Source organism: Mailhella massiliensis (genome assembly GCF_900155525.1).
Taxonomy (GTDB): Bacteria; Desulfobacterota; Desulfovibrionia; order Desulfovibrionales; family Desulfovibrionaceae; genus Mailhella; species Mailhella massiliensis.
In genome coordinates this window covers 163,765-189,012 of record NZ_LT706951.1, presented here as the reverse complement: position 1 = coordinate 189,012, position 25,248 = coordinate 163,765, and the positions used below count along the sequence as shown (strand labels likewise).

Below are 25,248 nucleotides of genomic sequence, written 5' to 3'. Positions count from 1 at the left end.
ATATAAAGAAAACACTTCCTGCTGTCATATCTTCTGTTGTGAAAACAAAAGGATGCAGAAAAGGCCGCGTTCAGGGCAATGAACGCGGCCTTTTTATTCGAAAAAATGAAGAAACCACGAGGAAGAACCTGCGGCTGTAGCGCTGTCTGCGCAGGCAAAAAAACGCTTCCTGTCTGCCGAAAAAAACGGCTTCCGCACCGGCAGGCCGCCGTCTCCTCCCGGAATGGATATCAACCGACCGGCTGTTCCCGAACAGATTCCCGAATGCAGGGGGATACCCTCCCCTTCATGGTATGAAAAAAGACGGCGGTGCTTTTAAACGGCAAAGACGCACCACCGGAACATCTGGTTCACGGTGATGCGCCTCAACATATCTCTGCGGCGGAAATGCCGCAGATTTCGGGACAAGATTACTGACGGGTAAGTCTGCGGTACTTCATGCGATGAGGAGTATCGGCTTCCTTGCCCAGGCGTTTGCGGCGGTCTTCCTCATATTCGGAGAAGTTGCCTTCAAAGAAAGTTACCTGACCTTCATCCTCGAACGCGAGGATATGGGTGGCGATACGGTCGAGGAACCAGCGGTCGTGGCTGATGACGAGCACGCACCCGGCGAAGTTCTCCAGCGCGTCTTCCAGGGCGCGCATGGTATTCACGTCGATATCGTTGGTGGGTTCGTCAAGCAGCAGCACGTTGGCTCCGGACTTGAGCATACAGGCGAGATGCACACGGTTGCGCTCACCGCCGGAAAGCACGTCCACCTTCTTCTGCTGATCGCCGCCCTGGAAGTTGAAGCGGGAACAGTAGGCGCGGGCGTTCACTTCCCTTCCGCCGAGGCGGATGAAATCGTTGCCGCCGCTGATGATCTCATACACGGTCTTGCCCGGTTCGAGGGAGGCGCGCTTCTGATCCACATAGCCGAACTTCACGGTTTCACCGATATTCAGCGTACCGGAATCGGGCTTTTCCTCTCCCACCAGCATCTTGAACAGCGTGGTCTTACCCGCGCCGTTGGGACCGATGATGCCCACGATGGCGCCCGGCTGTACAAGGAAATTCGCCTTTTCCACCAGCACCTTGTCGCCCATGCTCTTGCAGAGGTCGCGGGCTTCGATGACGGACTTGCCGAGACGCGGTCCCGGCGGAATGTAGATTTCCAGATCAGGCGCGAGGCGCTCGCTCTCATGACTCAGCATGGCCTCATAGGCGTTGATGCGCGCCTTGCCCTTGGCATGACGGCCCTTGGGGGACATGTGGATCCACTCAAGTTCCCTTGCCAGAGTCTTGCGGCGTTCGTTGTCGGCCTTTTCCTCAAGGGCCAGGCGCTTTTCCTTCTGTTCCAGCCAGGAGGAATAGTTCCCCTTCCACGGAATGCCGCGCCCTCTGTCCAGTTCCAGAATCCAGCCCGCCACATGATCGAGGAAATAGCGGTCGTGGGTCACGGCAATGACCGTGCCCGGAAAATTCTGCAGATAGCGTTCCAGCCACGCCACGGATTCCGCATCCAGATGGTTGGTGGGTTCGTCGAGCAGAAGAATGTCGGGATTCTGGAGCAGCAGGCGGCACAGGGCCACACGGCGGCGTTCACCGCCGGACACCACGGAAACGGGCGTATCGCCGGGCGGGCAGCGCAGGGCATCCATGGCCATTTCCAGCCTGGAATCCAGATCCCAGGCGTTCATGGCGTCCATTTTTTCCTGCACCTTGGCCTGACGCTCGATGAGCGCGTCCATATCGGCGTCGGGATCGGCGAACTTTTCGTTGATCTCGTTGAATTCCTTCACCAGATCCACGACTTCCTGCACGCCTTCTTCCACCACTTCGCGCACGGTGCGCGTTTCATCCACCAGCGGTTCCTGTTCGAGGTAACCGATGGTGTACCCGGGCGCCACCACGATGTCGCCGTCGAAGGCCTTGTCCACCCCTGCCATGATCTTGAGCAGGGAAGACTTGCCCGCGCCGTTCAGGCCGAGCACGCCTATTTTTGCGCCGTAAAAATAGCCCAGGGAAATATCCTTGAGCACCTCCCGCTGACCATGGCGCTTGGTCACGCGGCTCATTGAATAGATGACTTTATCCGGCTGATTGTCGTTTGCCATACCATTTCCATAAAGGTTTTCACCGCCGGGAAGGAGCCCGGCAGCGGAACAACAGAACTTTTTCGGAAAACCCGGACCACGGAAGACTCATGCCTCCTTGCGAGGCACGCGATTCCCCTCGAAGGCTCTGAAATTTTGATTGTGGCAAAAGGACGGCGGCTTGTCCAGCCCAAAACAGGCCCGCCTCGAAACAACCCCGTAGGGAAAGAAAAAACGGCTCCGACCCGCGTATGAAGCGCGTTGAAGAAGGCGGAAAACCGAGGTGGGGTTGACTTCATTCTTAAGCAGGCCTATATTGCAGAGAAAGCATTTCCTGATGCCCCGCTTCTCTGGAAGTGAAGTTACTCTTTCGAGAAGTTGGGCCTCTTTTTTTGCATCATTTCTGTTTGAAGGTATCTGCCATGAGCACGCCTATTTCCGTACAGGGCTACAAAAAGCTGGAAAAAGAACTCGAAGCGCTCAAAAAAGAGCGCCCTGCCGTCATTCAGGCCATCAAGGAAGCCCGTGAAGAGGGCGACCTGAAGGAAAACGCCGGTTACGACGCCGCGCGTGAACGCCAGGGTTTTCTTGAAGCGCGCATCAATTACATTGAATCCCAGCTTCCCCAGTACACGGTCATCGATCTCGACACGCTCCACAGCGACAAGGTCATCTTCGGCGCCACCGTGCATGTGGTCGATGTGGACACCGACGCGGAACGCCAGTTCACCCTGCTCGGCCCCGACGAAGCCGACTTCGCCAAGGGTTCCATTTCCATCAACTCCCCCGTGGGCCGCGCCCTGCTCGGGCATGAAGTGGGGGATGAAGTCACCATCGACATTCCCCGTGGTCGTGTCACCTACGAAATCACGGAAATCGAGTTCCACGGCGTTCGCGACTGATAAGCCCTTTCCGGTATGCATCAGGAGCCCTCGCCTCGTCGGGGGCTCTTTTCTTTCGGGCAAAAAGCCCTACGCGTACCGGCAAACATGCAGAACATGCCGCGCAGGATACGGCTCTCCCCTCTTTGAGAAGGTCGGAGCCGGCTTTCTGCGCGGGCTGTCTCTCCTGTTGTGCCCGACGACGCTTTTTCCTGTGCGCGAAGCGGAGCCCAGGCCTCTTCCGCCTCTGCGTTCACGGCAGGTTCCGCTCGCGTCCCCCTCAGAAACGGAACCACCTTGCCTTTCCTGTTCTGCGGAAACGCGAAGTTCCCTTCTTCGGCAGGCCGGGGATTGGACGAATAAAATGAAAAAGAATGTCGTTTTCTACAATTACACAGAAAAGGCAGTCTCCGTTTCCCCGCCCGCCGCATCATGCGCAGCGAAGCACGCTATCCGCGCATGAAATTCGGACGTTTCTGTCGGGAAAACCGGAAAAGACTCAGACCATTTTCCAGTCTTTGATGCGCACGTCCACGCTGGCCGCGCCGTTGTACATGTCTATGGCAGGGCTGTAGGCAAGGCGTACGTGCCGGCCTTCCAGATCGGAAGGGAATTCCCCCGCCTGACGCCATGCCTTGGCCTGAAGGGTGATCTTGCAGCTTTCGTCCGTCAGCTCAAGAAGCACATGATTCTTCTGCTGGCCGAAAAGCCTGCGCCTCTTCACCAGCAGCGGCGGAGACTGAAACACCGGTTCCGGGTTGCCCACACCGAAGGGCTGCATCATTTCCAGTTCCTTGAGAAACACGAAATCCGCCGCTTCCTTGAAGGAAAGCTCATCGTCAATCATCTGCACGGCGGGTACGGGGTCAGGGCCCAGTTCGGCGCGCACCACTTCGAGGAAACGGCTGCGGAAGGATTCCAGCTTCTCCGGCTTCAGGCGAAGCCCGGCTGCCATGCGATGCCCGCCGCACGCCAGAAGTTCCTCGCTGCAGCGCATGAGGCCGTCATGCAGGTTGAACCCGCTTATGGAACGGCCCGAACCTTTCAAAGTATCGCCGTCGGCACAGAGCACCAGCGTGGGTTTGTGGTATTTCTCCACCAGACGCGAAGCCACAATGCCGATGACGCCCTGATTCCAGTCTCTTCCTGCAATGACCAGGGCCGGATCGTTCAGCGCGCTTTCGGCCTGTACCATGGCCTGCTCGGTAATACGCTCCTCTTCCTGCCGACGCTGGGTGTTATAGGCATCCAGAGTACGGGCGTACCCCGCCGCTCCGTCGTTCTCTTCCGCGCAGAGCAGCGACAACGCCATTTCCGCCGAAGCCACACGGCCCGCGGCATTGATGCGGGGCGCAAGACTGAAAACGACCTGCCCCGCTCCGAGAGAGGCCAGCGGAGCAAAGCCGCTCACGGCCTTGAGTTCCGCAATGCCGGGCCGTTTCGCTTCGGCCAGCACCAGAAGACCGTTCTTGACGAGAATGCGGTTCTGCCCTTCAAGCTCCACCAGGTCGGCCAGCGTCCCCAGGGCCACCAGGTCGAGGGTACGGCGCATATCCATGCGCGGCGTACCGCCTTCGGCAAGGCGGGCGTTCAGCTCCGCCATGAGGAAGAAGGTCACCCCCACCCCGGCCAGAGTCGCACAGGGACAGTCCGCCAGTTTCGGATTGCACAGCACCGTAGCGGGAGGCAGCTCTTCCGGCGGCAGGTGATGATCCGTAACCACGACATCCATGCCGAGTTCCCGGGCGCGCCGTATGGCCGACACGTCGGAAATGCCGCAGTCCACGGTAAGCAGCAGGGAAACGCCCTGCCGGGCCAGTTCTTCCACACCGCCCACGTTCATGCCGTAGCCTTCGCTGCGGCGGTCGGGGAGATGCCTGAGCGCATCAAATCCGTGATGATGCAGCACCTGAAGCGCCAGCGCCGTGCTGGTCACGCCGTCGGCATCGTAGTCCCCCCAGATGGCCATTTTCCGCCCCGCACGCAGTCCCCGCGCAAGGACATCCGCCGCTTCCGCCATGCCGGGCCACAGAGAGGGTTTCGCCAGATAGCGCAGTCCGGGGCTGAGATATTCCGCCACGGCTTCCGGCCTGTCCAGCCCGCGTATCCAGAGAAGACGGGCAAGGCGCGGCGAAATACCGCAGCGTTCGGCCAGAGTCTGGAAGGATGCGGGCATGGGAGCGCCGTCTTTGCGTGTGCGGAATATCCAGTCCTTATTCATAATTTCCGATCCGTAGCGCCACGCGCCCGAAGCTGATGTTGTCGCCTCCCGTGTGAAGGCAGAACGAGGTAATAACCGTACGAAAAAGAATATTCCCCTTCCGGGACAAGGCAGGCGGCATACGTCCGCTGTCCCATATACGGGAAAGACGATCCGGCGCTTTCCGCCGGAAATCTCCGGCGAAGCGTCTCTGCAGGGCCCGGCGCCGCCTTACGCTCCGCAGATGCTCCGCGCCAGCTGGGGCTTGAGGGAAGGCTGAAGCGTGGATGCCAGATAGAAGGAACGAAGCTGATCGTAGGCCATGTCGAGATCGTCGTTGACGATGACGGCGTCGAACCAGTGGCTGCTCATGATCTCCGTCCTCGCATTGGCAAGGCGTATTCTGATGGCCTCCTCGCTGTCCGTACCGCGACCGCGCAGACGGCGTTCCAGTTCCTCCATGGAAGGCGGCAGGATGAACACGAAGCGCGCTTCCGGCAGGGAAAGGGAAAGCTGCGCCGCGCCCTGTACGTCGATATCAAACAGCATGTCCTTGCCGAGGGCCAGGCGGTCGCGCACGGGCTGCAGCGGCGTACCGTAAAAATTGCCGTGCACCTCGGCCCATTCGGCAAAGTAGCCCTGCGCCCGGCGTTCCACAAAGGTCTCCCGATCAAGGAAAATATAGTCCACGCCGTCCTTCTCCGTGCCGCGCGGCGCACGCGTGGTGCAGGAAATGGAAAATTCGAGAGGAAACTCCGCCGTAAGGCGGCTCACCAGCGTGGTCTTGCCCGCCCCGGAAGGAGCGCAGATAACGAAAGGCAGGCCGCGACGCGGGCCGAAATCAGTCTTCATATATCATCCTTGTCTTTATCATCTCTGTCCGCACCGCCCCCGGCGTGCACGGCTGAAACACATCCGTCGCGCAGGAAACACGGTGCGGGGAAAATTTCATCCACGCCACGCCTGCGGCAACCGCCTTCGGAAAAAGGCGCGCCCCAGCCTGCGCGGGCAGTCCGCTACTCCAGATTCTGCACCTGCTCGCGGCATTTTTCCAGTTCGTTCTTGCAGTCCACCACAATACGGGAAACCTGCGCATCCTGAATCTTGTTGCCGCAGGTATTGATTTCGCGGAAACTTTCCTGAAGCGTAAAGTCGAGCTTGCGGCCCGCATCCTCACCGCTTTCCATGAGCGAGGCCAGGCGCAGAAGATGGGAATGCAGTCGGGTAAGTTCTTCCGTCACATCCAGCTTGTCCGCCATGATGACCATCTCCTGCAGAAAACGGCCTTCATCCAGCTCCCCGCCGAGGTTGTTCAGCATGTCGGTAAGCCGTTCGCGCACCTGCTCGAAACGGGCGCTCTTGATGGCCGGGGCGCGTTCCTCGATGGCCGCCACCCACTCCGCCATACGGCCGAAACGGCATTCCAGGTCGCGGGCGAGGGCTCCGGCCTCGGTTTCACGCGACTCATTCCAGTCCGCCAGCGCTGCTTCCAGCCCGGCGGCAAGCGGCGCGAAAAGCTCCTCGTCATCGCTTTCCCCGGAAGATGTCCAGAGCGGAGAAAGGTGCAGAAGCGCCATGTAATCCACTTCAAAGATGTCGCCCCTTGAGGAGGCGAACGCCTTCACCGCGTCCAGCATGGCCGAAGCGTGGGCGGCGTCGAAGGCCACGCCTGTTTCCGCCGTGAACTGAAGGTTGAGCGAAATCTCCACCCTTCCGCGCGAAGCGAAACGACGCACGATTTTCTCGAAGCGGGCCTCCATGTTGCGGGCCTGCGGGGGCAGTTTCCACTTCAGGTCGAGAAAACGGCTGTTGACGCTGCGTATCTCCCAGGTCTGAACCACGGCGCCGTCGTCCTGCTGGAAACGTCCGAAGCCCGTCATGCTGCGAAGCGGCATATCATTCTCCTCATGGATGTTGTGATGTGTCTTCTTCCCCCAGGGGGCGAACTATAAGCATATTTCCTTCCACCCGCAGGGGCCTTGCCTCCACAAGCTCATGCCCGCGCCCGCAGAAAGAGCCTCCGCCCTCCTCCATGCGGCAGTCGGCATACCACTCATTGTTGCCGTGGCGCGCGTCGGTATTGTCGAAGGCCACCTTCATGGAAGGCATGGAAAGCTGCCCGTGCAGAAAGGCCGCGTGCTTTTCCGCCATGAGCTCACGCACTCTGGCCGCATGTTGCTGCCGCACCTTTTTGGGCAGGTGCCCCGGCAGAGTCGCGGCCCGGGTGCCCGGCCGCACGGAATAGGGGAAAACATGGGCATACGTCATGGGCAGCGTGCGGAGCATCGTCAGCGTTTCCTCCGTTTCCTCCTCGCTTTCTCCGGGAAAACCCATGAGGATATCGGCCCCCAGTCCCATGACGGGCCAGAAACGACGCATCCTGTCCACGGCCTCCACTATCTCTTCCGGAGAATAAGGAGAACGGCCCATGCGCCCGAGCACGGCCATGCTGCCGCTCTGAAGCGAAAGATGCAGATGCGGGCAGAGCATACGGCAGCCTTCCAGTGTTTCCAGGCACTCGCTTCCCGTTACCTGCGCAGGTTCCAGAGAGCTCAGGCGAAAACGTGCCCTCCCCTGCCATTCGGGAGAAAATTCGGCGTCCATGCGACGCAGAAGCGACCAGAAATTCCTGCCATCGCCTCCGTCGGCATGGAACTGGCGCAGATTCACACCGGAAATCATGATTTCCCGGTATCCCGCCTCCAGCAGGCGCTGCGTTTCCGCAAGAATATCCTCCACGGCACGGCTCCGCGCCGGGCCGCGGGTAAGCGGTATGATGCAGTAGGCACAGCCCTGGGAACAGCCGTCCTGCACCTTGACCACGGGCCGCGCCCTGCGGAAGGAACGAATGGAAAACGGCGCAAAACGGGGACGTCCCTCTTCCGGTACGGAAAAATCCGTCATCGTCATGGGGTGGCCGGAAAGCAGCACATATTTTTCCCGCTGCGGAATCACCGCCGCCACTCCCGGCAGAACGAAATCCGAAGGGTTGGAAGAAGCCGCGCAGCCTGCGGCAAATATGCGGGCACGGGGATTCACCCGGCCGAGCTTGCGCGTCATCTGCCGCGCATCGCTCACGGCTTCGGCCGTCACCGCGCAGGAGTCGATGAGTATGACGTCGGCCTCGGCGGGCTCGTCGGTTTCCACGCCGCCCAGGCTCTGCCACCATTCGCGTATGGCCTGCGTTTCATACTGGTTCACCCGGCAGCCGTACGTCACGGCATAAAATCGAAACATTTCTTCCATGCCTCACCCGCCGATCACGGTATAGCCGCGCATTCTTTCGATAAGCAGCCCTTCAGGGGCAATGTCGGAACGCTCCGCACCGGGCTTCACACCGGTAATCACCGCGCGGCCGAGAATGATGCGGCCCTCGCGGCCGTCTTTCAGCCTGCTCCGCACCCCCCATACGTCATGAAAGAACACGGGCTCTCCCCGGAATTCGCCCACATACAACCCTATGTGCCCGGGAAGCCACAAAAGCGTGCGGAAAGGCTCGCCCCCGCGGAGAATGGCCTTTTCCTTCTCCTGCGCGGTCATGCCTTCCAGGCTGTGGAACGAACCGGCCTTTGCCTGCGCTGCGGAATTGCGGGGAAGCCAGATGCCGAAAGCGGCAAAAAGGTCGCGCATCATGGCCGAACAGTCCCTGTTGCCGTACATGCCGCCCCAGCCGTAATTTCTCCCCAGCATACGGTCACCTACGGCGGCCACGGCCTGCGCGGTAAGAGGCTGCGGCATGGCAAGCATATCGCCGGCCGCCACAAAAACGCGCACCGTTTCGGCCATGGCGGAAACATTGCGTACGGGCGCGAGCACCGTGCCTGCGCCATCCATGGGCAGCACCGCGCCCGTGTTGACAAGAGCAAGAAAGGCTCCGCCGTTTTTCAGCGAAACGCCTTCCTTCACTACGGCGCCCAGCGGGGCCTGCTGCCATGCCTGCCGGAAGGATTCGTCCACAAAAGCCACGCTTGAAGCATCCACCCAGCCCCAGGCCATGGGGCTGCGTACAAGAAGCCATGCTCCGTCAATGCTTGTGTGGTACACCATGAGCGGCATACCCACATGCAGCGAACTCTGCTGAAAATCGTCGAAGGGCCAGCCCTGCCCTGCCCCTTCGATACGGGCAAAACGGGGCCTGACGGTGGGCGCAAGACGAAGATCGGCCGCACGCGTCACAATGGCCGCACGCCCCCGGCCGGAAACCGTGTCGAGAGCGACATTACGCCGCATTTCCTCCCAGGCGGCATCGCTCCAGGGGCGCATATTCTCCGCATAGCCGCGCTTGCCGGAAGACCAGTTCAGCACGGCCTCAAACTCACGGAGCGCATTGCGGGGCAGTTTTTCCGCCTTCCATGGGGCAAAGAAATGCCTGCGAAATTCCTGCATATCCTGTTCGGCAGCCTTCGCGGAACGCAGAAGAGCGCTTCCGCCCGCATCACGGGCGAAAACGGCAAGGTTCTGCGGTATCACGACAAGGTCGGCCACCTCTCCTGCGGCATTCTGCGGCCGGGGAACGTCGGGCTGCCGTGCACAGCCGGAAGCGAACACGACTCCGGCCAGAGCCAGGCCCAGCACGGCCCCGCGCGCACAAAAACGCGCCGCATATTCTCCCCTGCTCCCAGAGCGGGCAAATTCCGTCATCTTCATTCCCCGTTTCTCTCCGCACGGCGGCCGGAAACTCCCACTTCGGGCAGCATCTCGGCATGTACCGCGCCTTCGCTTCCGGCCAGCCTGTGCGCCAGCCAGGTATAACGTTTGCGGATGTGATTGTTCCTCACCGCCGTGGCCAGGGCACGCCATTCGCCCACCAGTACCACCATCTTTCTGCCGCGCGTCACCGCCGTGTACACGAGGTTGCGCTGAAGCAGCATATAATGCTGCATCATGAGCGGTATGACCACTACGGGATATTCGCCGCCCTGCGACTTGTGAATGGAAATGGCATAGGCGGGAACAAGCTCGTCCATCTCTTCCCACAGATAGTTCACGTTGCGGTCGTCGAACCGCACGGTCACTTCCCGCTCTTCGGCGTCCAGATAAATGATGGTGCCCGTATCGCCGTTGAAGACATCCTTGTCGTAATTGTTGCGCACCTGCATCACCCGGTCGTTCAGCCGGAACTGTCTCTCCCCGCGTACGAGCGACGTCGGCTGCGGGTTCACGGCATTCTGAAGGCGGCGGTTCAGGCTGTTCACGCCCACGCCTCCGCGCAGCATGGGGGAAAGCACCTGTATGTCTTCGGAACGGAAACCGAACTTGCGGGGAATGCGGTCGCGCACCAGATCCACGATAAGGTCGGCCGCAGCCTCGGGGTCATCCTGCTTGAAAAAATAAAAATCCGTCTTCCGGCCGCCGCTTTGATGCAGTTCGGGCATGTTGCCCTTATTGATGAGGTGGGCGTTGCAGATGATGTCGCTCTCTGCGGCCTGACGGAACACTTCCAGAAGTTCCACCACCGGAACCACGCCCGAAGCGATGACGTCGCGCAGAACATTGCCCGGCCCCACGGAGGGAAGCTGGTTCACGTCGCCCACCAGAATGAATGTTGCCCCCACGGGCGCGGCCTTCACCAGGTGGTACATGAGCATGGTGTCCATCATGGAGGCCTCATCCACCACCAGAAGCCCGCATGCCAGAGGATTGTTCTCGTTGCGGTTGAAGCCGTCTTCCGCAGGACTGTATTCCAGAAGGCGGTGTATGGTCTTTGCCTCCATGCCGCTCGCTTCCGACATGCGCTTGGCCGCGCGCCCCGTGGGCGCCGCCAGCAGAATGCGCGCCCTCGCCTCCTGAAACACCCTGATGATGGCGTTCAGGATGGTGGTCTTGCCCGTGCCCGGCCCGCCCGTGAGCACCATGACCTTGGAAGAGGCCGCCGTGTACACGGCCTTCTTCTGTTCCTCGGCAAGCTGCATGGGCATGGAGTCGAGAATACGCCGCACAAGCTTTTTCGGCTCCTGAAAGCGTACCGACTTGGGAGAATGCAGAAGCCTCTGCATGTAGAAGGCTATCTTGGATTCGTACATGTGGTTGCGGGAAAGATACACTCCCTCGTGGTCGCCGAGATCCTCGATGACCACGCGTTCCTCCCGCTCCAGATCGTCCACCGCACCCTCGGCAAGCTCGGGAGAAATGGAAAGCTTGCCGGAAGCCTCTTCCACCAGAAGATTGCGCGGGTAATAGATATGGCCGTCTTCGGTGAGATGCATGAGCGTGTAAAGCACCCCGGCCTCGGCTCGCAGCGGACTTGATTCGTCAAACCCCAGCTTGCGGGCAAGCGCGTCCGCCGTGGTGAAGCCTATGCCGTGAATGTCCATGGCGAGGCGGTAGGGATTCTCGCGCACCACGGCAAGGGCCTGCGCGCCGTACTGGCGGTAAATGCGCACCGAAAGCCCGGCGGTCACGCCGTGGGGCTGAAGAAAAATCATGAGTTCGCGTATGCCCTGATGTTCGGCCCAGGATTCCTTCATGGCCGCAAGGCGCTTCTTGCCGAAACGGGGCAGTTCCAGCATGCGGTCGGGATCGTTGTCCATCACATCCAGCGTACTTGCGCCGAAGTGAGCCACGATGCGGTCCGCCCATTTGGGCCCTATGCCCTTGATGCAGCCGGAGGCGAGGAAAAGCCGTATGCCTTCCTCCGTGGCGGGGAGTTCCTCCTCGCAGGATTCCATCTGAATCTGGCGGCCGAACCTGGGGTGGCTTATCCACCTGCCCCTGACGCGCAACCGCACGCCGGGCTGGGCGGAAGACATGCTGCCCACCACGGCCACGGGGTCTTCCCTGCCTTCCACGCGCAACCGGAACACCGTCCAGCCGTTTTCCTCATTGCGGAAAACCACGCGCTCCAGCGTACCGGAAAACTCCTCCGGCCTGTCGGGCCCCTCCTGGGCCAGCATATCCATCTGTTCCATCGTTTCAGCCGCGGGCCGCGTTTGCAATAAATAAAGGAAAAGCCGGACAGCCCTCTTCCCGACCTCTTTACAACTCCCTTGCAGTCCTACTATAAACGGGAAATATCATCAAGGCGGGCCCGTCTTCCCGCGTCATGCCAGCACGGAAAGACATCGTCCAAGACCCGCCCTCCCCGTATGCCGCGCCCAGGGCCCGGCATACCCGTAATCCTCAGCAGTCCAGCTGCGCCGAGGCGGCCCGGAAGCGTCATGCCAGCGCGGAAAGGAGATGAGCGGCCCAGTCTGGTCTTCGTATCGTGAGGACAGTATGCCCGAATTTTCGAGGATAGACCGCCTGCCCCCCTACGCCTTCGCCGTAGTGGGCGACATCAAGAAGCAGCTCCGCCAGCAGAATGTCGACATCGTCGACCTGTCCATGGGCAACCCCGACCTGCCCACGCCGAAATTCATCGTGGACAAGCTGTGCGAGGCCGCGCGCAAACCGGTGAATCACCGCTATTCCGTATCGCGCGGCATTCCGAACCTGCGAAAGGCCATCTGCGACCTTTACGCACGCCGCTTCAACGTACACCTCGACCCCGAAACGCAGGCCATCGCCACCATCGGCTCCAAGGAAGGCCTGGCACATCTGTGCCTTGCCATGCTGAACCCCGGCGATGTGGTGTTCGCACCCGACCCCACCTATCCCATTCATGTGTACGCCCCCGTCATCTGCGGGGCAGACGTGCGCCGTATCCCCGTGGCGGAAGACCGCGACTTCTTCGAAGATCTGCTCACCGCCACCAGGCAGACCTGGCCCAAGCCGAAACTCCTCATCATAAGCTACCCGCAGAATCCCACCACGCAGGTGGTGGACCTTGCCTTCTTCGAGCGCATCGTGGAGTTCGCCAAGGAACATAAGATGTGGGTCATCCACGACATGGCCTATGCGGACCTGTGCTTCGACGGCTATCAGGCACCGAGCTTTCTCCAGGCCAGGGGAGCCGAAGACGTGGGCGTGGAATTCTATTCCATGACCAAGGGCTATTCCATGGCCGGCTGGCGCATGGGCTTCTGCCTCGGCAACCGCGATCTCGTGCATATTCTCACCCGTCTGAAGAGCTACCTCGACTACGGCATCTTCCAGCCCATACAGATTGCAGCCACCGTGGGCCTCAACGCCCCGCGCGAGGCTGTGGAAAAAATCTGCGACGAATACCGCAAGCGCCGCGACGTGCTCTGTTCCGGGCTCAACCGCATAGGCTGGCCCATCGTGCCGCCCAAGGCCACCATGTTCGCCTGGGGGCGCATTCCCGAACCGTTCCGTGCCATGGGTTCCATGGAATTTTCCAAGCTGCTGCTGCAGAAGGGCCATGTGGCCGTGCAGCCCGGTATAGGCTTCGGGCAGATGGGCGACGAATACGTCCGCTTTGCTCTTATCGAAAATCAGAAGCGTACCCGTCAGGCCCTGCAGGGCATAAAGAAGGTCCTGCAGGAAGGCTGATTTCCTTTCCCCGGAGGCGGCCCCCTGCTCACGCAGGGCCCGCCTCCCAACGAGGGCTGCGCATTGCAGACGCGCAAGGCGCGGCCTGAAAACCTCTTTCCTCTCCTTCGGAGCTTTCATGTCTCAGAATCTCTGTATCGGCATAGCCGGTCTCGGCACGGTGGGCAGCGGTCTTGTGGAAATGCTGCAAAAGAATCACGACGAAATTCTGCGCAGAACCGGCCGCGAAATTACCATCAAGACCGTGGCCGTGCATAATCTCGCCAAAAAACGCGACCTGCCCGAGGGCATCGGCCTTACCGACAACGCCCTGTCTCTTGCCGACGATCCCGATATCCAGATCGTGGTGGAGCTCATGGGCGGCACTACCGTGGCCAGGGAACTGATCATACGCTCCATGGAAAACGGCAAATCCGTGGTTACCGCCAACAAGGCGCTGCTTGCGGAATACGGGCGCGAAATCTTCGCTCTGGCGGCTGAAAAGAATGTGGCCCTGGGCTATGAGGCGAGTTCCGCAGGGGCCATTCCCGTCATACAGACGCTGCGCGACAGCCTGGCGGGCAATCACATCACCTCCGTCATGGGCATACTCAACGGCACGTCCAACTACATTCTTTCCGAAATGAACAACCACGGTTTCGACTTCCCCACCGCGCTCAAGGAAGCGCAGAATCTGGGCCTTGCCGAAGCCGATCCCTCGCTGGATATCGACGGGCAGGACGCGGCGCACAAGCTCGTACTGCTCATCCGTCTCGCCTGGGGCGTGCATTACGACTTTTCCAAGCTCGCCATCGCAGGCATTCGTGGGCTCAACCCGCTGGATATACAGTTTGCCCGCGAATTCGGCTACCGCATCAAGCTCATCGGCCAGGCACGCGATGAAAACGGCAAAATAGAAGCAGGCGTCTTCCCCGCTCTGGTGCATCATTCCATGCTGCTGGCCCGAGTGAACGGCGCCTACAACGCCGTGCGCATCGAAGGCAACGCCGTAGGCTCCCTGTTCCTGCACGGCCTCGGCGCAGGCAGCCGCCCCACGGCCAGCGCCGTTCTCGGCGATCTGCTCGCCCTTGCCCGGAGGGAAGACGTCAACAGTGCAGAAGCCAACACCGGTTTCATGCATGAACTGCCCGATGCGGAAATCCTCCCTTCCGACGAAGCCATAAGCCGCTGGTATGTTCGCGCCACGGTACGCGATACCTACGGCGTGCTGCGCGATATCGCCACCGTGTTTGCCGAAGAGGGGGTCAGCTTCGCCCAGATCATTCAGAAGGCCGCCACTCACGACGACTGTGTATCCCTTACCGGCGAGGATTGCGTTTCTCTTGTGCTCATGACGCACGAAACCACCGGAAACGCCATCAAGGCGGCCGCAAGCCGGCTGCATGAAAACGGCACCCTGCTTATTCCCGCCACCTGCTTCCGTATTCTTGCCTCCAGCGGCAACGAAGCGGAAGGCGCATAAAAAAACGCTCTCTGCAGCCCCTTTTTACGCTGCAGAGAGCCTGTCAAAAGGCCGGAATCCGTCTGTGAAACGCTTTTTCCACACTGAAAACCGGACAGGAACATCTTAAAACGGTCTGGGAATACCGTGTAGTTTCATCCCTCATGTTCCGTATGCCGGATATTCAACCGCAACCTGCCCCATCAGAGAGGAAGCACCATGACCACGTTCGACCATGTCCACATCTGCTGCACCGACCTGAACGCCATGATTGAGTTCTGGAAGAACGCCTTCGGCGCGGAATTTGTGCGCCTGCGTAAATTCGGCACGGCCGACGGCGCCGTTCTCACCCTCGCAGGTACCCAGATTTTCCTGAAGGAAATACCCGAGGGGGCCCCCCTGCCCGATGCTTCCGCCTGCGGTGTCAATCACCTGGGCGTGCGTGTGGACGATCCCAACGCCATGGCGGAAACCCTTGTGGACAAGTTCGGCGGCCGTCTGATCAACAAAGCCAGCGACGACTGCTCCTTTGTTTCCGTGCCCGGCGGTCTTACCTTCGAACTCATGCGCACGGGTGCCGATATCTGAGCATCTCCCAACACCGTGTTGCCTGCGCCCGTTCAGAAACTGAAAAAGTTGAAGAGCGGGCGTCTTTTATGCCCGGTTCCCCGCGAAGAACCGTGCGAGCTTTTCTCCTTTCCCCTTTTCTTGCTCTTGGCCGAGGCTCCCGCCTTCCCGCCCTGAGCCCTGCCTCACCGGCAGTGATGGCTCATGCTCCTGCCATACTCCCGTGGCGTTCGTGTTTTCACGGGAAAGCACGCTCCTCTGTCGCTGCATTTTTCCTTTTCCTTCTTCCAGAATAAGAAAAAATATTGTTCATATCATATTTTAATATATAACAATGACAACATCACATATACTTTTCAGCAACGTCATGTATTTTTCATACTCTTTTTTTCGTCCATAAGCATACTTTATTTTTCAACATCTGTTTCCCGTAACTACCGACACAAAACATACCGGATACTGTTGCCAACCTGCACGGAACAGGATAATTTCAGTTCGTCTTTTTCTTAGGAATCTTCATTGCCGTTCTGGAGGAAACCATGAAATCTTTCCTTCCGGCCCTGTCCGTGGCTCTGCTGCTGACCTCTACAGCCCATGCCGGTTTCAACGGCCCGAGCGATGCTCGCGCAGTAACCACAAACGTGCAGGAAGCCGTTCAGGCCGATGAAATGACCACCTGCGTGCTGGTGGGAAACATCGTCAAGCATACGGAACGCAACAGATATCTTTTCCAGGACAAAAGCGGTTCCATGATCATAGATATTCCGCCCCATGTTTTCGGACAGGTCGACGTCACGCCGCAGGATACCGTACGACTCACAGGAGAAATGAGCGGGAAAAAACACCCCGACAAGCAGGATACCCACCTGCGCGTGCGCTATATTGAAAAACTGTCCTGAACCGATATCGGAAGGCTGCGGCGCCGGTAGCGTCACGGCCTTCCGCGTCCCGGAGTCCCCCTCAAAAAAAAGACAGCTCCGTCTCAATGACGCCTGTCCGCCATGTTGCCTTCGCCCCCTGTTTTCAGAAAACACCTTCCCTTCTGCTCGGGAAAGGCCTTTCCTTCCTGGACATTGTTCCCTTCCGCTTTTCTGTTGTCGGATAGATGAATGTTTCTTCCGGCAGTCCCCGTTGTCCCTTTCCCTGCCGCTCAAAAAAATAGCGCAGCCCGCCTTCAGCAAAGCGCTGCCGACATGCGGACAAAAACTCATCCCCCCGGAAAGGTTTCTTTCCTTGACAGGTAAAGCGCCTGAGGCTAATCTCTCTTCTCGTGTCCTCGTAGCTCAGATGGATAGAGCGACTGCCTCCTAAGCAGTAGGCCGCGTGTTCGACTCACGCCGGGGACACCATATATTTCAAGCACTTATGGAGATATCTTCATAGGTGCTTTTTTCGTGTATCACACTATGTATCACAAGGAAGATAAAAAAACGTAGAAAAAGGCCGCTCTCTTTGTGGGCAGAAAACGAAAAAAGGACGCCCGGTCCATTACCCGGCGTCCCTATAAATATGCATCGGCCCCCTTGCGACAATCGCGACTTTGCGACTTTTCATCGTCCCAGTTTTGAGTCTTTTTTGTGGTCAACACCGTTGACTTGCCGTTGACGTTCCACCCTTTTTTTGGGGGTTAACAGTGTTAAGTCCAGGGTTAACTTTCAGCCCTTTTTTGATGGTGCTACCTGCTACCAGCCCTGCTACTTTCAGCCGGTTCAGCTTCCCACCTTGCTGTTACCCTGCTGTACCTCACTTCTTCGCCCGAAGTCTCCGCCGCCGAGCTCTTCGGCTTTCTCTCCTCTGTCGCCTCTTGCTGAGCCCCTCGTTATCAGCCTTTTTCAACGCAGAAACATTATCCCTGATATTCCTACAATCCCTGAAAAGCTCCTCTTCCCATCCTGCCGGCATGGGGTCGAGCAAGGCGTTTCCGTAGATTTCTTCTGCCGTCCAGTCGTCGAGGTCGCACCGCGCCCATGGGTCCATCATCGGCTTTGTTTCCACCTGCCGAAGTTCAGCCGCCTCAGCCCGCTCCTCCCGCCGCCTTCTGTCCTGATACTTCCGTCGGCAAGGCGTGGAGCAGTACAGACGCACAGGCTGCCGCGTTTCAAAGGTTCGGCCACAGTACCGGCAAGTTTTGACATGGAGCACGGACACCTCAAAAGCCCCAGCCATGGAAGGCCGGGGCCGTGCGTTACTGATTGATCCCGATAAACTTGTTGTTCCTGGCAGACCGGCGTTTCTCGTCCACGTCAACAGCTATCTGAGGGAACTCCCGGAGAAGCTGCTGTTTGGCAAGTTCCCGGTACCTTCTCAGTGTGTCTTTGATGAAGTCGGCCTTGCCGCCGTCCTCCCCGTCGCCGTACAGTCGGTAAATCTGACTCATGGGATGCTCGCCGGAGACCACTTTGTTCAGAAAATCCATGGCTCCAAGCCCATAGGCCGCGTCCACGGCTCCGTTGCCGGCCAGTTCCACATAGCGGGAATACGCGCCCGGATACCGGGAAAGGTCTATGCTCACCGTGTTGAACGTCACGTTTCTGGACGGTTTGTTCACGTTGACGCCGAGACGCATGATTTCCTTATCGATGGGTTCCGGGTTGTACTGGCTCACGGCCACCGGAGAAAGAGCATCATAAGCCCACCCTTCCGGGGACCGATAAGAAACAGGACGGCCCCAGAGGTCGCGCACCGGCGGCAGGTCTTTGGACAGGGCGGGAACTCGTGCCCGCATGGCATCGAGCATACCCTGCGCCTCGCGTTGAACGGGGTCAACCGCCCGTGCCGCATTGGCCACACCGGCAGGCACTACGCTTGCGGCCTGCCTGCGGAACCACTGCGGTGCGTACCGCTTCGGGTCGGACATCACTTCAAAAAGGTCAGACGGTCCCTGCATGTACGTCTTGGACAGCATGGTGGAAGCAAAGGACGCGCAGCCCACGGCAATCAGTTTTTCAAGGCTGCCGTCTTCCGTATCGTCTCCCACATTGGCAAGGTATTCTCCGAGGTCGGCGGCGTAGCCCATGAGCGCGCCGGCCGGGTCAGTTCTCCGGTAGGAGTACCACTTGTCCCCCACCTTCACGCTGTACGGCTGCCAGCCCATGCGCCGGAGCGTGGCAAGCTGTCCTCTGTCGGACGGCCCTGCCCCGGTAATCAGCCCGGACATGGCAAGGTCGGTCATGGACAACAGGGTAAAGGTGCCCACGGCCATGCGGGCCAGCGCCTGTTCACGCCTTGCTCCCCCTGCGGCGATATCGGCACGCCAGCGCCCCACCAGAGGCGCAAGAGGCGTCCTTTCAAAGCTGTACGTCATAATGTTGGCGGGCGTACGGATAAAGGGCGTGATGAAGCGCATGAGACGGAACTGCCCTGCTCCGGAACTCAGATACCTGGCAAACTTGCCGGGGTCGTTGGTGAAAGTGGCCATTTCCGCGAACTGCCGGGAGGAAAGCTGAAAGTCCGCCGGAGGATTCTCCAGTATCTCGGCATAGCGGACCTTGACCTGCTCGCCGCTTATGCGGCCGCTTGCCAGCTCGTCCAGCGCCTGCCGGTGGGCCAGCGCGTGAAGCTCCATGCGGTAGCCAAGCGTTTTGAAAAACTCGTCGGCTGTCTCAAGAGCGCGGCCCGGAGAATTGACGATGCTGCCGGTCATGTTGAGCAAAGCACCTCCGGCACGACCGAGAAGCGTATTCTGCGAAAGCTGAAAGTTCTCCGAAGAAATGGCGCGCTGTCTGGGTATCTCTATTTTGCCGATACCGAAACCGGACTCTCCCGTCTTCGCCGTCTTCCACGCGTACCGGAAGGCGTCCCTCCATCCGGCGGTGATACCGTGCAGCATGGCAAGGGCTTCTCCTGCCGCCACTTCGCCGCCCATGCTTTCCGCGGCCCGGCGCTCCACCACCTGTTGCCCCAACGTGAGGAAGTTGGAAACCGTGTTGGCCATGTGCGTGATGGGATTGGACAGAAGGCCGTTTATCCATGCCTCCTGCACCGCGTCCAGCGTGCGGGCCGTCATGCCTTTTTCCGCAAACTTCGTCAGTCCCTGAAGGTCTCCGGCGGCAGCCAGCTCCGTGATTCTCTCGGCCATCTTCTTTGTCACGGCATCACCGCCGCCTTCGGTAACAAGGAGCTGAGACAGTGCTCGGGGGTCCATAACTCCCCCCTGAGAGAGTATGCGCCATGAGGCAAGGGCGCGGGCTGTCTCCGTTCTGGCGGCAATGACTTCTTTCTGAATGGCGGCCTGAATGGTCATCTGCCTGCGCAGGGCAAACATATTGACTTCCGAAGGGTCGGCCTGCACCGCCCGCGCAAGTTCCACCATCTTTTCCGTGCTCGCCGTCCACAGGTTGCGCGCGGCAAGGCTCTGCTCGGCGTTCAGAGGTTCGCCCTTCCTGCGCTCCATGAGCAGGCTCCACGCGTCTTCCGCCTGCGCGGCATCGCCTATTTCCCTGAACGTCATCACGCCGCGGCGGGCATCGTCGATACTGCCCTTGAACTTGTCGGCCATGCCCTGCATGACGGCCTTCACGTCATCCGGCGTGTTGATACGCGCCCAGTTGATATAGGTCTGGTCCCCGGCCTCTTCGCTTGCGATTCCCGGCGTGGTGGGATGCAGTGCCGCGTCAACCTCAGCTTCCGCCGCCTTCATCTTGTCGGCCTCACCGGAGAACAGAGGCCCGTCCGGATTTCCGCCCATGGTCTTTGTGTAGGTTCGATACTGCTCTTCAGCTGCCCGCGCCTGCTCCCTGTACTGTCTGGCCGCCTGCTGAATGGACGTTTCACTCATGCCGGACCTGCGTGCATTGCTCAGCCCGCGAAGCGCCTTCATTCCGTGCATCAGCATATCGGCAGCCGCACCGAGGCCCACGCCTTCAAGGGCGTTCTTCATACGCGTGTCGAGACCGGTATCTCCCGGCCTTGCCGCCAGAAACTCCGTGACCGGGTTCTGCAAGTCCGGATACTGTTCCACCAGCGCAGACAGATTCCCCGCCGCATCGTCTCCCAGAAAGTCGGCAATGGCTCCGCGCGTCATGGCTGCCGCAGCACGACCGGCCTTTCCAGCCTCTCCCAGCGCCTGCAAGGGCTTCAGCTTTCCGGCAAGGGCAAAGTCCGTCATCCAGCGGGAAATGTCCCGTATGGCTCCGCCTGTCACCGTGTCCGGGCGTTCCATGTTGGGAAGCTCGTTCTTGTCTTCGGGAAGTTTCCCTTCCTTCCACGACACAATGCCGTCCGGTCCGAAGAACTCCAGATAGCCGTCCGGCCCTATGCCGTGTTCCCGAAGCCAGTTGCCGCCCTGCGCAAGTGCCTTCATGGCCTCGTTGACCGCATCAATGCCGCCCGCAATAATCGCGTTGGGAGCTTCCACCAGACCGAGCCCTGCATCTTTGGCAACGTCTCCCCACGTCCAGCCCTCTTTCTCTGCGGGCGTGGGCGCCCCTCCTTCCGCATTATCTGCGGTAACGGACTGCTCCGGGGCCTGTTCCCGGGCTAGCCATGCCTGCATGTTCGCTCTTGCCTGCTGCCGGGCAAGCTCTTTGTTCCCCAGCACAATATCGGAACCCAGGTCATCACTGTTCATGGCAATCTGACTCATTATTCCACCCCGTAATTAAAAGACTTCCGTGCCTGTCCCGGCCTGTCCCGCTCTGTCTTCTCCGTTCCATTCTGCCCCAGCCGGGCAAGCGTCTGCCGAAGGTTCTCTATAATCTGGCACTGCTCGTCATATTCTTCCTCGGACAGACGCCCGGCGGCATAGGCCGCTTCCGTCCTCACGGCCGCCTCTTTGAGCGTGGTCATGTTCATGTCCCCACGCGCGCCTTCAAAGAAACGTGGCATGGGCATGGTCAGGCTCATACTGCCCCTGTCCATAAAGCTGTACCGGCGGGCAATGGACTGCGCCATGTCGCGCTTCTCCTGATACCCTGCGTCCTTGTGACGCCTCAGCCATTGATTCCATTCATCCATGGCGTTCGCGTAGCTCTCGGCTCGGCCCGTTTCCGGATTCAACGGAGACGGCTTCAGGGCGTTGGAAATGTAGGCGGAAAGCTCGTCCGTCTCGGCGTCCCGCTCTCTCGTGGTCAGGTTGATAAATGTGGATTGAGTTATTTTTCCGTCGAGATATGCCTGTTTCGCCTCCTGCGTCACATCTTCCCCGCGGAGCGCCTTGTCCGTCAGGCTGACGAACACGGAAGGCTCATCTCTCGATGCCGGTTCCCAGCCCCTGACCGCACGCTCCGTCCATGCCCGATAATCGTCCGGCGAAAGTACGGAACGCGCGTTCCTCACATCGGAAACGGAAAGGCCGCCGCTCATATAGAGGTCGGTAAGACTCTTCTCGGCCTCATCGGCCTGCGCTTTCCGGTTGCGTTCGGCAATGCGGTGATTGTACTCGTCCATGCTCATGGCAAGGCGCATCTGCGATATGGACTCGTCGCGTATCTTGCCCAGCATGGCGTTCTTCTGCGCCCCCAGATAGTCGCCGTACTGCTCTGCCGCCTGTCTCGCCCCGGCAAGGTCACCTTTGCCGAGATAGGTGTTCACGATGCTCACCGCGGCCTTCTGATGGACTTCCCCCAACAGCGCCCGGTTATCCATGCCGGGGTTCAGGTCTTCCATCCGCTTGTCGAACAAAGCGGAATTATATTGAAGCCAATCGGGATTGTTGTAGTTTTCCGCCACATCGTTCATGTAGGCCGATATTTCGCTTTCCCGGACGGACTGATTGAACGCGTCTCTCTGCTGCCGGGCATAGCTCATGCCCTGCTCGGTGAAGTTGAGTGCAGTGCCGGCAGCCTGTTCCGTAAACATCTCGTCAAAGCGCCCGGAAAAACCGTGTTCGGCCTTGACGCGGCTCATGGTCTCGCGGGCAAAACCGCCGAAGTCTTCCCCGGCATTGAGAGCATCCTTCCCCTTGTTCTTCTGCATATACCGGGCCTTCTCGGCGGCAAGCTGCCCCTGAAAGTCCAAGAGCGCAGACGACACGCGGGCCGTCTCATCTTTGACGTATTCCTTGGCGGCAATGCCGGTCAGTTTCGTTCCGGCATCCAGCATCACCTCTAACGTTTTCCGACCTTCGGTATTGGAAACGTCACGCACCACAGGGAAGGCGCTGCCCGGTTGAACACCGGGAACCTTTATCTCTTTGGGTTGTGTATCGTAGGTACGAACTCGTATCATATTCGTCTCGTAACGTTGTGGGGAAGCCCGGCAGGGAGCAAGAATCCGGGCCTCCCCATATGGAGGAAATCAGAACGCCTTACATCCAGTCACAGAAAAGAAGCCCGTCCCGTACGCTCACGCGCTGGAGACCGCCGTTACCGTCAGAGACAGACCAGCGATACCGCAATACGGGAATCATCAGCTTGTATTTCTTCAGCGTAGTTTCCGGCAGACGGACAACTCCCCGCAGCTTTTCAGCTTCGGCCTTCACCGCCTCAAATTCGCGCGCAGCATGGGCCAGCGCTTCGGCAGCCGTATTGAAAGACACGGCGGCGACACAGGCGTCGAAAACAATCTTGACTTGCCTGACTTTGGTTTTCAGACTGGTCACAGCTTCCAAGGCGGAACTTATGGTCTGCGTCTTTTCTTCAATGGCGGCCAGTTCACCGGCAGCAAAACGCCCCAGGCGTTTGTTTCCGTCCTCCTGCTGGTAAAGGGCGAGAATCTGTGCATCAAGTTCCACGTGCTCAAGGCCATGGAGCGCAGCGTCCAGCCTGCGCCGTTCCAGTTCCGCAATCTGCTCTTTGATTCCGGTATTCTCGACCGTCTGTGCCTCGGCTTCTGCCCTGCGCTTGTGCAATGCCTCCATGAGTTCGGAAAGCCTTGTCTCCACGGCAAGCACTCGTTCCAGAGCAGCGGCCGCCTTGCGAACATCCACCTTGCGTATCTCCGCAACGTCCAAGTATCCGCACTCGGCCACAAACTCCGGCAGGTGGGGAATCGTTTCCGGCTGTCCTCCTATCTGCTCAGCGACCTTGACGGCCTCTTCCGCCTCGGCAAGCATGAGGTCACGCGACAATGCGGAAAGCCTCTCATACGCCGCCAGACAGCGCGATTCCTCCCCGCAACGGACTTCCGCAATCTGTATCCGATAGGCGTCCTGGCTCTTTTCAAGCTCCGTCTTCGGCCTCGCAGGAACGGCAGGCTCCGCGGTCTCTGCAATCCTTCTTTCCACGGCCTCACTATTCGCCATGGCAACATCAGCCGCCGGAGCAAATTCGTTATACACTCTAGCCATGCCTGGCCTCCTTTTCTTCCTGCACCGCACGCCATGCGCTTTCAACAAGTCGCGGCTCACACATCCAACCCACAGGCATAAATGCGGCAACGCCCTGCTCGAACTGTTCCCGTGTCATGTTTTTCCCTGCCGCCATACGAGCCGCCATGCGACAGCAGGCATAGCAAGACTTTTCCCAACGTCCCTTCATAATCTTCATTCTCCTATATCCACTCGATGAAACCACCGGCGGAGTCCCAGGTATCGAACACTCTTTTCACAAAATCCTCTGCCGTCTCACCGGAAAGTCGTTCCATGACTTCTTCCCCGAGGCGGGCCCCCTGCACCGTTGCATCCGGCTTCCAACAGCAGGTGAACCCCTGCAATCCGCGTTTCTCACGCTCCAGTCGGGCAAGCCGTTTTTCCATGTCACCGGCCATTCGTTTTTCCTCCATACGCCGCTTCCAGAGCGGCAAGTCTGTTTTCAAAGTCCGTCGTCATCTCGATTTGCGTTCTGGCCTTCAGGGCGTCCAGAAGCCTTGCCCCTGCCTCAATGGACAAACGCCCCTCCGCCACTTCGCCGAGTACGGCGCGGGCCTGTTCCCCGGCGCTCCCGTCAGGAATATTGACAGGCTCCGGCACCTCGACCGGCTTCTGCCGCGGCAGTCCATAGGCAATCAGCGTCTTGCAGGCTTCCAGGTCGCCCACTTCCGCCGCCTGTATCAGCATGGGCAGAGCCACCTTTTCCGCAGCATCACGCGCAATTCTGAGCGCCCGACACGTTGCACCGACGGGCCGCCCCTTCGGGTTGCCGATACTGCCCTTTACAAAACGCCCCCGGCTGTCTCTCTTCGCCATATCCGGCGAACTCTTACTGGTAGTCATCTCCATTTCTCCACCATTTCTTCTTTAGTTATTTGGTACCATGGTAAAAACCTGCGGCATAAAATAAAAAAGGAGCCGCTCCGATTTTACGGAACAGCCCCTTTGCAAACTGTGAAAAATAAAAGTTATGTCGTTATATGGTCTCCTGCGGCCTCCTGTATGGCCTTCACTCGTCAAGCCTCAATATAATAAGATTCCTTAACGACTTGATACATTCCCGTGCGTTCAGAAGCAGCTCAACCGCCCCACTATCCCATCCTTCTTTCAGAATTTTGTCGGCAGACAGCAACAACGCATCCATGACCTGAAATTCGTCCATATAGGCAACTTGTAATTCCTTACCGTTTACCAAGCGCGTCTCTTCATATTCCCCAAACGTAACTTCTAACTTTTCAAGCATAACTTCTCCTCTAAGTTCTGTACATGTTGCATGGCTTCATCCCAAGAATACCACCGCACCTCGCCGGGGTAGCAGGCTTCCCAAAGCCAACACCAGCAATCCTTCTCCGGTTCATAATGAGGGCAGTTCACCTCATCGCAATGCGGATAGTGTCCGCAGAACCTCTCCCAGTCCGGAACGTCCGGTGCGAGCATGGGCGGCC

The 25,248-nt window shown here is 59.2% G+C and carries 18 protein-coding genes and 1 tRNA gene; 6 read left to right on the top strand and 13 right to left on the bottom strand.

Annotated features, from left to right (window positions below; genetic code table 11):
* Nucleotides 1-410: 410 nt before the first annotated feature.
* Complete coding sequence (ettA, locus tag CZ345_RS06305) at nucleotides 411-2,096, bottom strand: energy-dependent translational throttle protein EttA (RefSeq protein WP_077072335.1); 1,686 nt, start codon at nucleotides 2,094-2,096, stop codon at nucleotides 411-413.
* A 401-nt stretch (nucleotides 2,097-2,497) separates the two neighbouring features.
* Here ettA and greA point away from each other — a divergent pair, with 401 nt between their 5' ends.
* Entirely contained in the window at nucleotides 2,498-2,977 is a 480-nt protein-coding gene (greA, locus tag CZ345_RS06300) for a transcription elongation factor GreA (protein ID WP_077072334.1), read from the top strand.
* Between the two features lie 478 nt (nucleotides 2,978-3,455).
* Here the strand turns inward: greA and recJ are convergent, their stop codons facing one another.
* From recJ to recD2, 6 genes are all read right to left on the bottom strand, one after another.
* A complete protein-coding gene (gene recJ / locus CZ345_RS06295; RefSeq protein ID WP_077072333.1) occupies nucleotides 3,456-5,177 on the bottom strand; it encodes a single-stranded-DNA-specific exonuclease RecJ in 1,722 nt (573 codons plus the stop codon).
* Nucleotides 5,178-5,387: 210 nt separating this feature from the next.
* Entirely contained in the window at nucleotides 5,388-6,008 is a 621-nt protein-coding gene (gene gmk, locus CZ345_RS06290; protein WP_077072332.1) for a guanylate kinase, read from the bottom strand.
* Between the two features lie 164 nt (nucleotides 6,009-6,172).
* A complete protein-coding gene (locus CZ345_RS06285) occupies nucleotides 6,173-7,051 on the bottom strand; it encodes a YicC/YloC family endoribonuclease (protein WP_077072331.1) in 879 nt (292 codons plus the stop codon).
* A gap of 10 nt (nucleotides 7,052-7,061) precedes the next feature.
* The gene (locus tag CZ345_RS06280) at nucleotides 7,062-8,393 is read right to left on the bottom strand and encodes a MiaB/RimO family radical SAM methylthiotransferase (RefSeq protein WP_144277270.1); all 1,332 of its coding nucleotides are present in this window, start codon (nucleotides 8,391-8,393) and stop codon (nucleotides 7,062-7,064) included.
* Between the two features lie 12 nt (nucleotides 8,394-8,405).
* Entirely contained in the window at nucleotides 8,406-9,797 is a 1,392-nt protein-coding gene (locus CZ345_RS06275) for a C40 family peptidase (RefSeq protein ID WP_162274944.1), read from the bottom strand.
* A 2-nt stretch (nucleotides 9,798-9,799) separates the two neighbouring features.
* Nucleotides 9,800-12,055, bottom strand: a complete 2,256-nt coding sequence (gene recD2 / locus CZ345_RS06270; protein WP_077072329.1) for an SF1B family DNA helicase RecD2 — start codon at nucleotides 12,053-12,055, stop codon at nucleotides 9,800-9,802.
* Between the two features lie 316 nt (nucleotides 12,056-12,371).
* Between recD2 and CZ345_RS06265 the strand changes: the two genes are divergently transcribed.
* The 5 genes from CZ345_RS06265 (at nucleotide 12,372) to CZ345_RS06240 (ending at nucleotide 16,904) form a co-directional block, all read left to right on the top strand.
* Complete coding sequence (locus CZ345_RS06265) at nucleotides 12,372-13,547, top strand: aminotransferase class I/II-fold pyridoxal phosphate-dependent enzyme (RefSeq protein WP_077072328.1); 1,176 nt, start codon at nucleotides 12,372-12,374, stop codon at nucleotides 13,545-13,547.
* 118 nt (nucleotides 13,548-13,665) lie between these two features.
* Nucleotides 13,666-15,009, top strand: coding sequence for a homoserine dehydrogenase (locus tag CZ345_RS06260; RefSeq protein WP_077072327.1), 1,344 nt, complete (start codon nucleotides 13,666-13,668; stop codon nucleotides 15,007-15,009).
* Between the two features lie 198 nt (nucleotides 15,010-15,207).
* Complete coding sequence (locus CZ345_RS06255; RefSeq protein ID WP_077072326.1) at nucleotides 15,208-15,576, top strand: VOC family protein; 369 nt, start codon at nucleotides 15,208-15,210, stop codon at nucleotides 15,574-15,576.
* Nucleotides 15,577-16,094: 518 nt separating this feature from the next.
* Nucleotides 16,095-16,454: a YgiW/YdeI family stress tolerance OB fold protein gene (locus CZ345_RS06245; RefSeq protein WP_077072324.1), complete on the top strand. Its 360-nt coding sequence runs from the start codon at nucleotides 16,095-16,097 to the stop codon at nucleotides 16,452-16,454.
* 373 nt (nucleotides 16,455-16,827) lie between these two features.
* Nucleotides 16,828-16,904: transfer RNA gene (locus tag CZ345_RS06240), tRNA-Arg, on the top strand.
* Between the two features lie 836 nt (nucleotides 16,905-17,740).
* Here the strand turns inward: CZ345_RS06240 and CZ345_RS06230 are convergent.
* The 6 genes from CZ345_RS06230 to CZ345_RS06205 form a co-directional block, all read right to left on the bottom strand.
* On the bottom strand, nucleotides 17,741-21,139 hold the full coding sequence (locus tag CZ345_RS06230) for a hypothetical protein (RefSeq protein ID WP_077072322.1): 3,399 nt from the start codon (nucleotides 21,137-21,139) through the stop codon (nucleotides 17,741-17,743).
* Nucleotides 21,139-22,722: a hypothetical protein gene (locus CZ345_RS06225; protein ID WP_144277269.1), complete on the bottom strand. Its 1,584-nt coding sequence runs from the start codon at nucleotides 22,720-22,722 to the stop codon at nucleotides 21,139-21,141. The genes CZ345_RS06230 and CZ345_RS06225 overlap by 1 nt, the downstream gene beginning before the upstream one ends.
* 79 nt (nucleotides 22,723-22,801) lie before the next feature.
* The gene (locus tag CZ345_RS06220) at nucleotides 22,802-23,782 is read right to left on the bottom strand and encodes a hypothetical protein (RefSeq protein ID WP_077072320.1); all 981 of its coding nucleotides are present in this window, start codon (nucleotides 23,780-23,782) and stop codon (nucleotides 22,802-22,804) included.
* Between the two features lie 203 nt (nucleotides 23,783-23,985).
* On the bottom strand, nucleotides 23,986-24,201 hold the full coding sequence (locus CZ345_RS06215) for a hypothetical protein (protein ID WP_077072319.1): 216 nt from the start codon (nucleotides 24,199-24,201) through the stop codon (nucleotides 23,986-23,988).
* Entirely contained in the window at nucleotides 24,191-24,646 is a 456-nt protein-coding gene (locus CZ345_RS06210) for a hypothetical protein (protein ID WP_144277268.1), read from the bottom strand. Before CZ345_RS06210 ends, CZ345_RS06215 begins: the two co-directional genes overlap by 11 nt.
* Before the next feature lie 166 nt (nucleotides 24,647-24,812).
* Nucleotides 24,813-25,046, bottom strand: coding sequence for a hypothetical protein (locus tag CZ345_RS06205; protein ID WP_077072317.1), 234 nt, complete (start codon nucleotides 25,044-25,046; stop codon nucleotides 24,813-24,815).
* Nucleotides 25,047-25,248: the final 202 nt, after the last annotated feature.

What these genes read in the sequence shown, in the direction of transcription:
- ettA (WP_077072335.1), bottom strand. Translation starts at nt 2,096, where the DNA reads ATGGCAAACGACAATCAGCCGGATAAAGTCATCTATTCAATGAGCCGC.
- greA (WP_077072334.1), top strand. Translation starts at nt 2,498, where the DNA reads ATGAGCACGCCTATTTCCGTACAGGGCTACAAAAAGCTGGAAAAAGAA.
- recJ (WP_077072333.1), bottom strand. Translation starts at nt 5,177, where the DNA reads ATGAATAAGGACTGGATATTCCGCACACGCAAAGACGGCGCTCCCATG.
- gmk (WP_077072332.1), bottom strand. Translation starts at nt 6,008, where the DNA reads ATGAAGACTGATTTCGGCCCGCGTCGCGGCCTGCCTTTCGTTATCTGC.
- CZ345_RS06285 (WP_077072331.1), bottom strand. Translation starts at nt 7,051, where the DNA reads ATGCCGCTTCGCAGCATGACGGGCTTCGGACGTTTCCAGCAGGACGAC.
- CZ345_RS06280 (WP_144277270.1), bottom strand. Translation starts at nt 8,393, where the DNA reads ATGTTTCGATTTTATGCCGTGACGTACGGCTGCCGGGTGAACCAGTAT.
- CZ345_RS06275 (WP_162274944.1), bottom strand. Translation starts at nt 9,797, where the DNA reads ATGACGGAATTTGCCCGCTCTGGGAGCAGGGGAGAATATGCGGCGCGT.
- recD2 (WP_077072329.1), bottom strand. Translation starts at nt 12,055, where the DNA reads ATGGATATGCTGGCCCAGGAGGGGCCCGACAGGCCGGAGGAGTTTTCC.
- CZ345_RS06265 (WP_077072328.1), top strand. Translation starts at nt 12,372, where the DNA reads ATGCCCGAATTTTCGAGGATAGACCGCCTGCCCCCCTACGCCTTCGCC.
- CZ345_RS06260 (WP_077072327.1), top strand. Translation starts at nt 13,666, where the DNA reads ATGTCTCAGAATCTCTGTATCGGCATAGCCGGTCTCGGCACGGTGGGC.
- CZ345_RS06255 (WP_077072326.1), top strand. Translation starts at nt 15,208, where the DNA reads ATGACCACGTTCGACCATGTCCACATCTGCTGCACCGACCTGAACGCC.
- CZ345_RS06245 (WP_077072324.1), top strand. Translation starts at nt 16,095, where the DNA reads ATGAAATCTTTCCTTCCGGCCCTGTCCGTGGCTCTGCTGCTGACCTCT.
- CZ345_RS06230 (WP_077072322.1), bottom strand. Translation starts at nt 21,139, where the DNA reads ATGAGTCAGATTGCCATGAACAGTGATGACCTGGGTTCCGATATTGTG.
- CZ345_RS06225 (WP_144277269.1), bottom strand. Translation starts at nt 22,722, where the DNA reads ATGATACGAGTTCGTACCTACGATACACAACCCAAAGAGATAAAGGTT.
- CZ345_RS06220 (WP_077072320.1), bottom strand. Translation starts at nt 23,782, where the DNA reads ATGGCTAGAGTGTATAACGAATTTGCTCCGGCGGCTGATGTTGCCATG.
- CZ345_RS06215 (WP_077072319.1), bottom strand. Translation starts at nt 24,201, where the DNA reads ATGGCCGGTGACATGGAAAAACGGCTTGCCCGACTGGAGCGTGAGAAA.
- CZ345_RS06210 (WP_144277268.1), bottom strand. Translation starts at nt 24,646, where the DNA reads ATGACTACCAGTAAGAGTTCGCCGGATATGGCGAAGAGAGACAGCCGG.
- CZ345_RS06205 (WP_077072317.1), bottom strand. Translation starts at nt 25,046, where the DNA reads ATGCTTGAAAAGTTAGAAGTTACGTTTGGGGAATATGAAGAGACGCGC.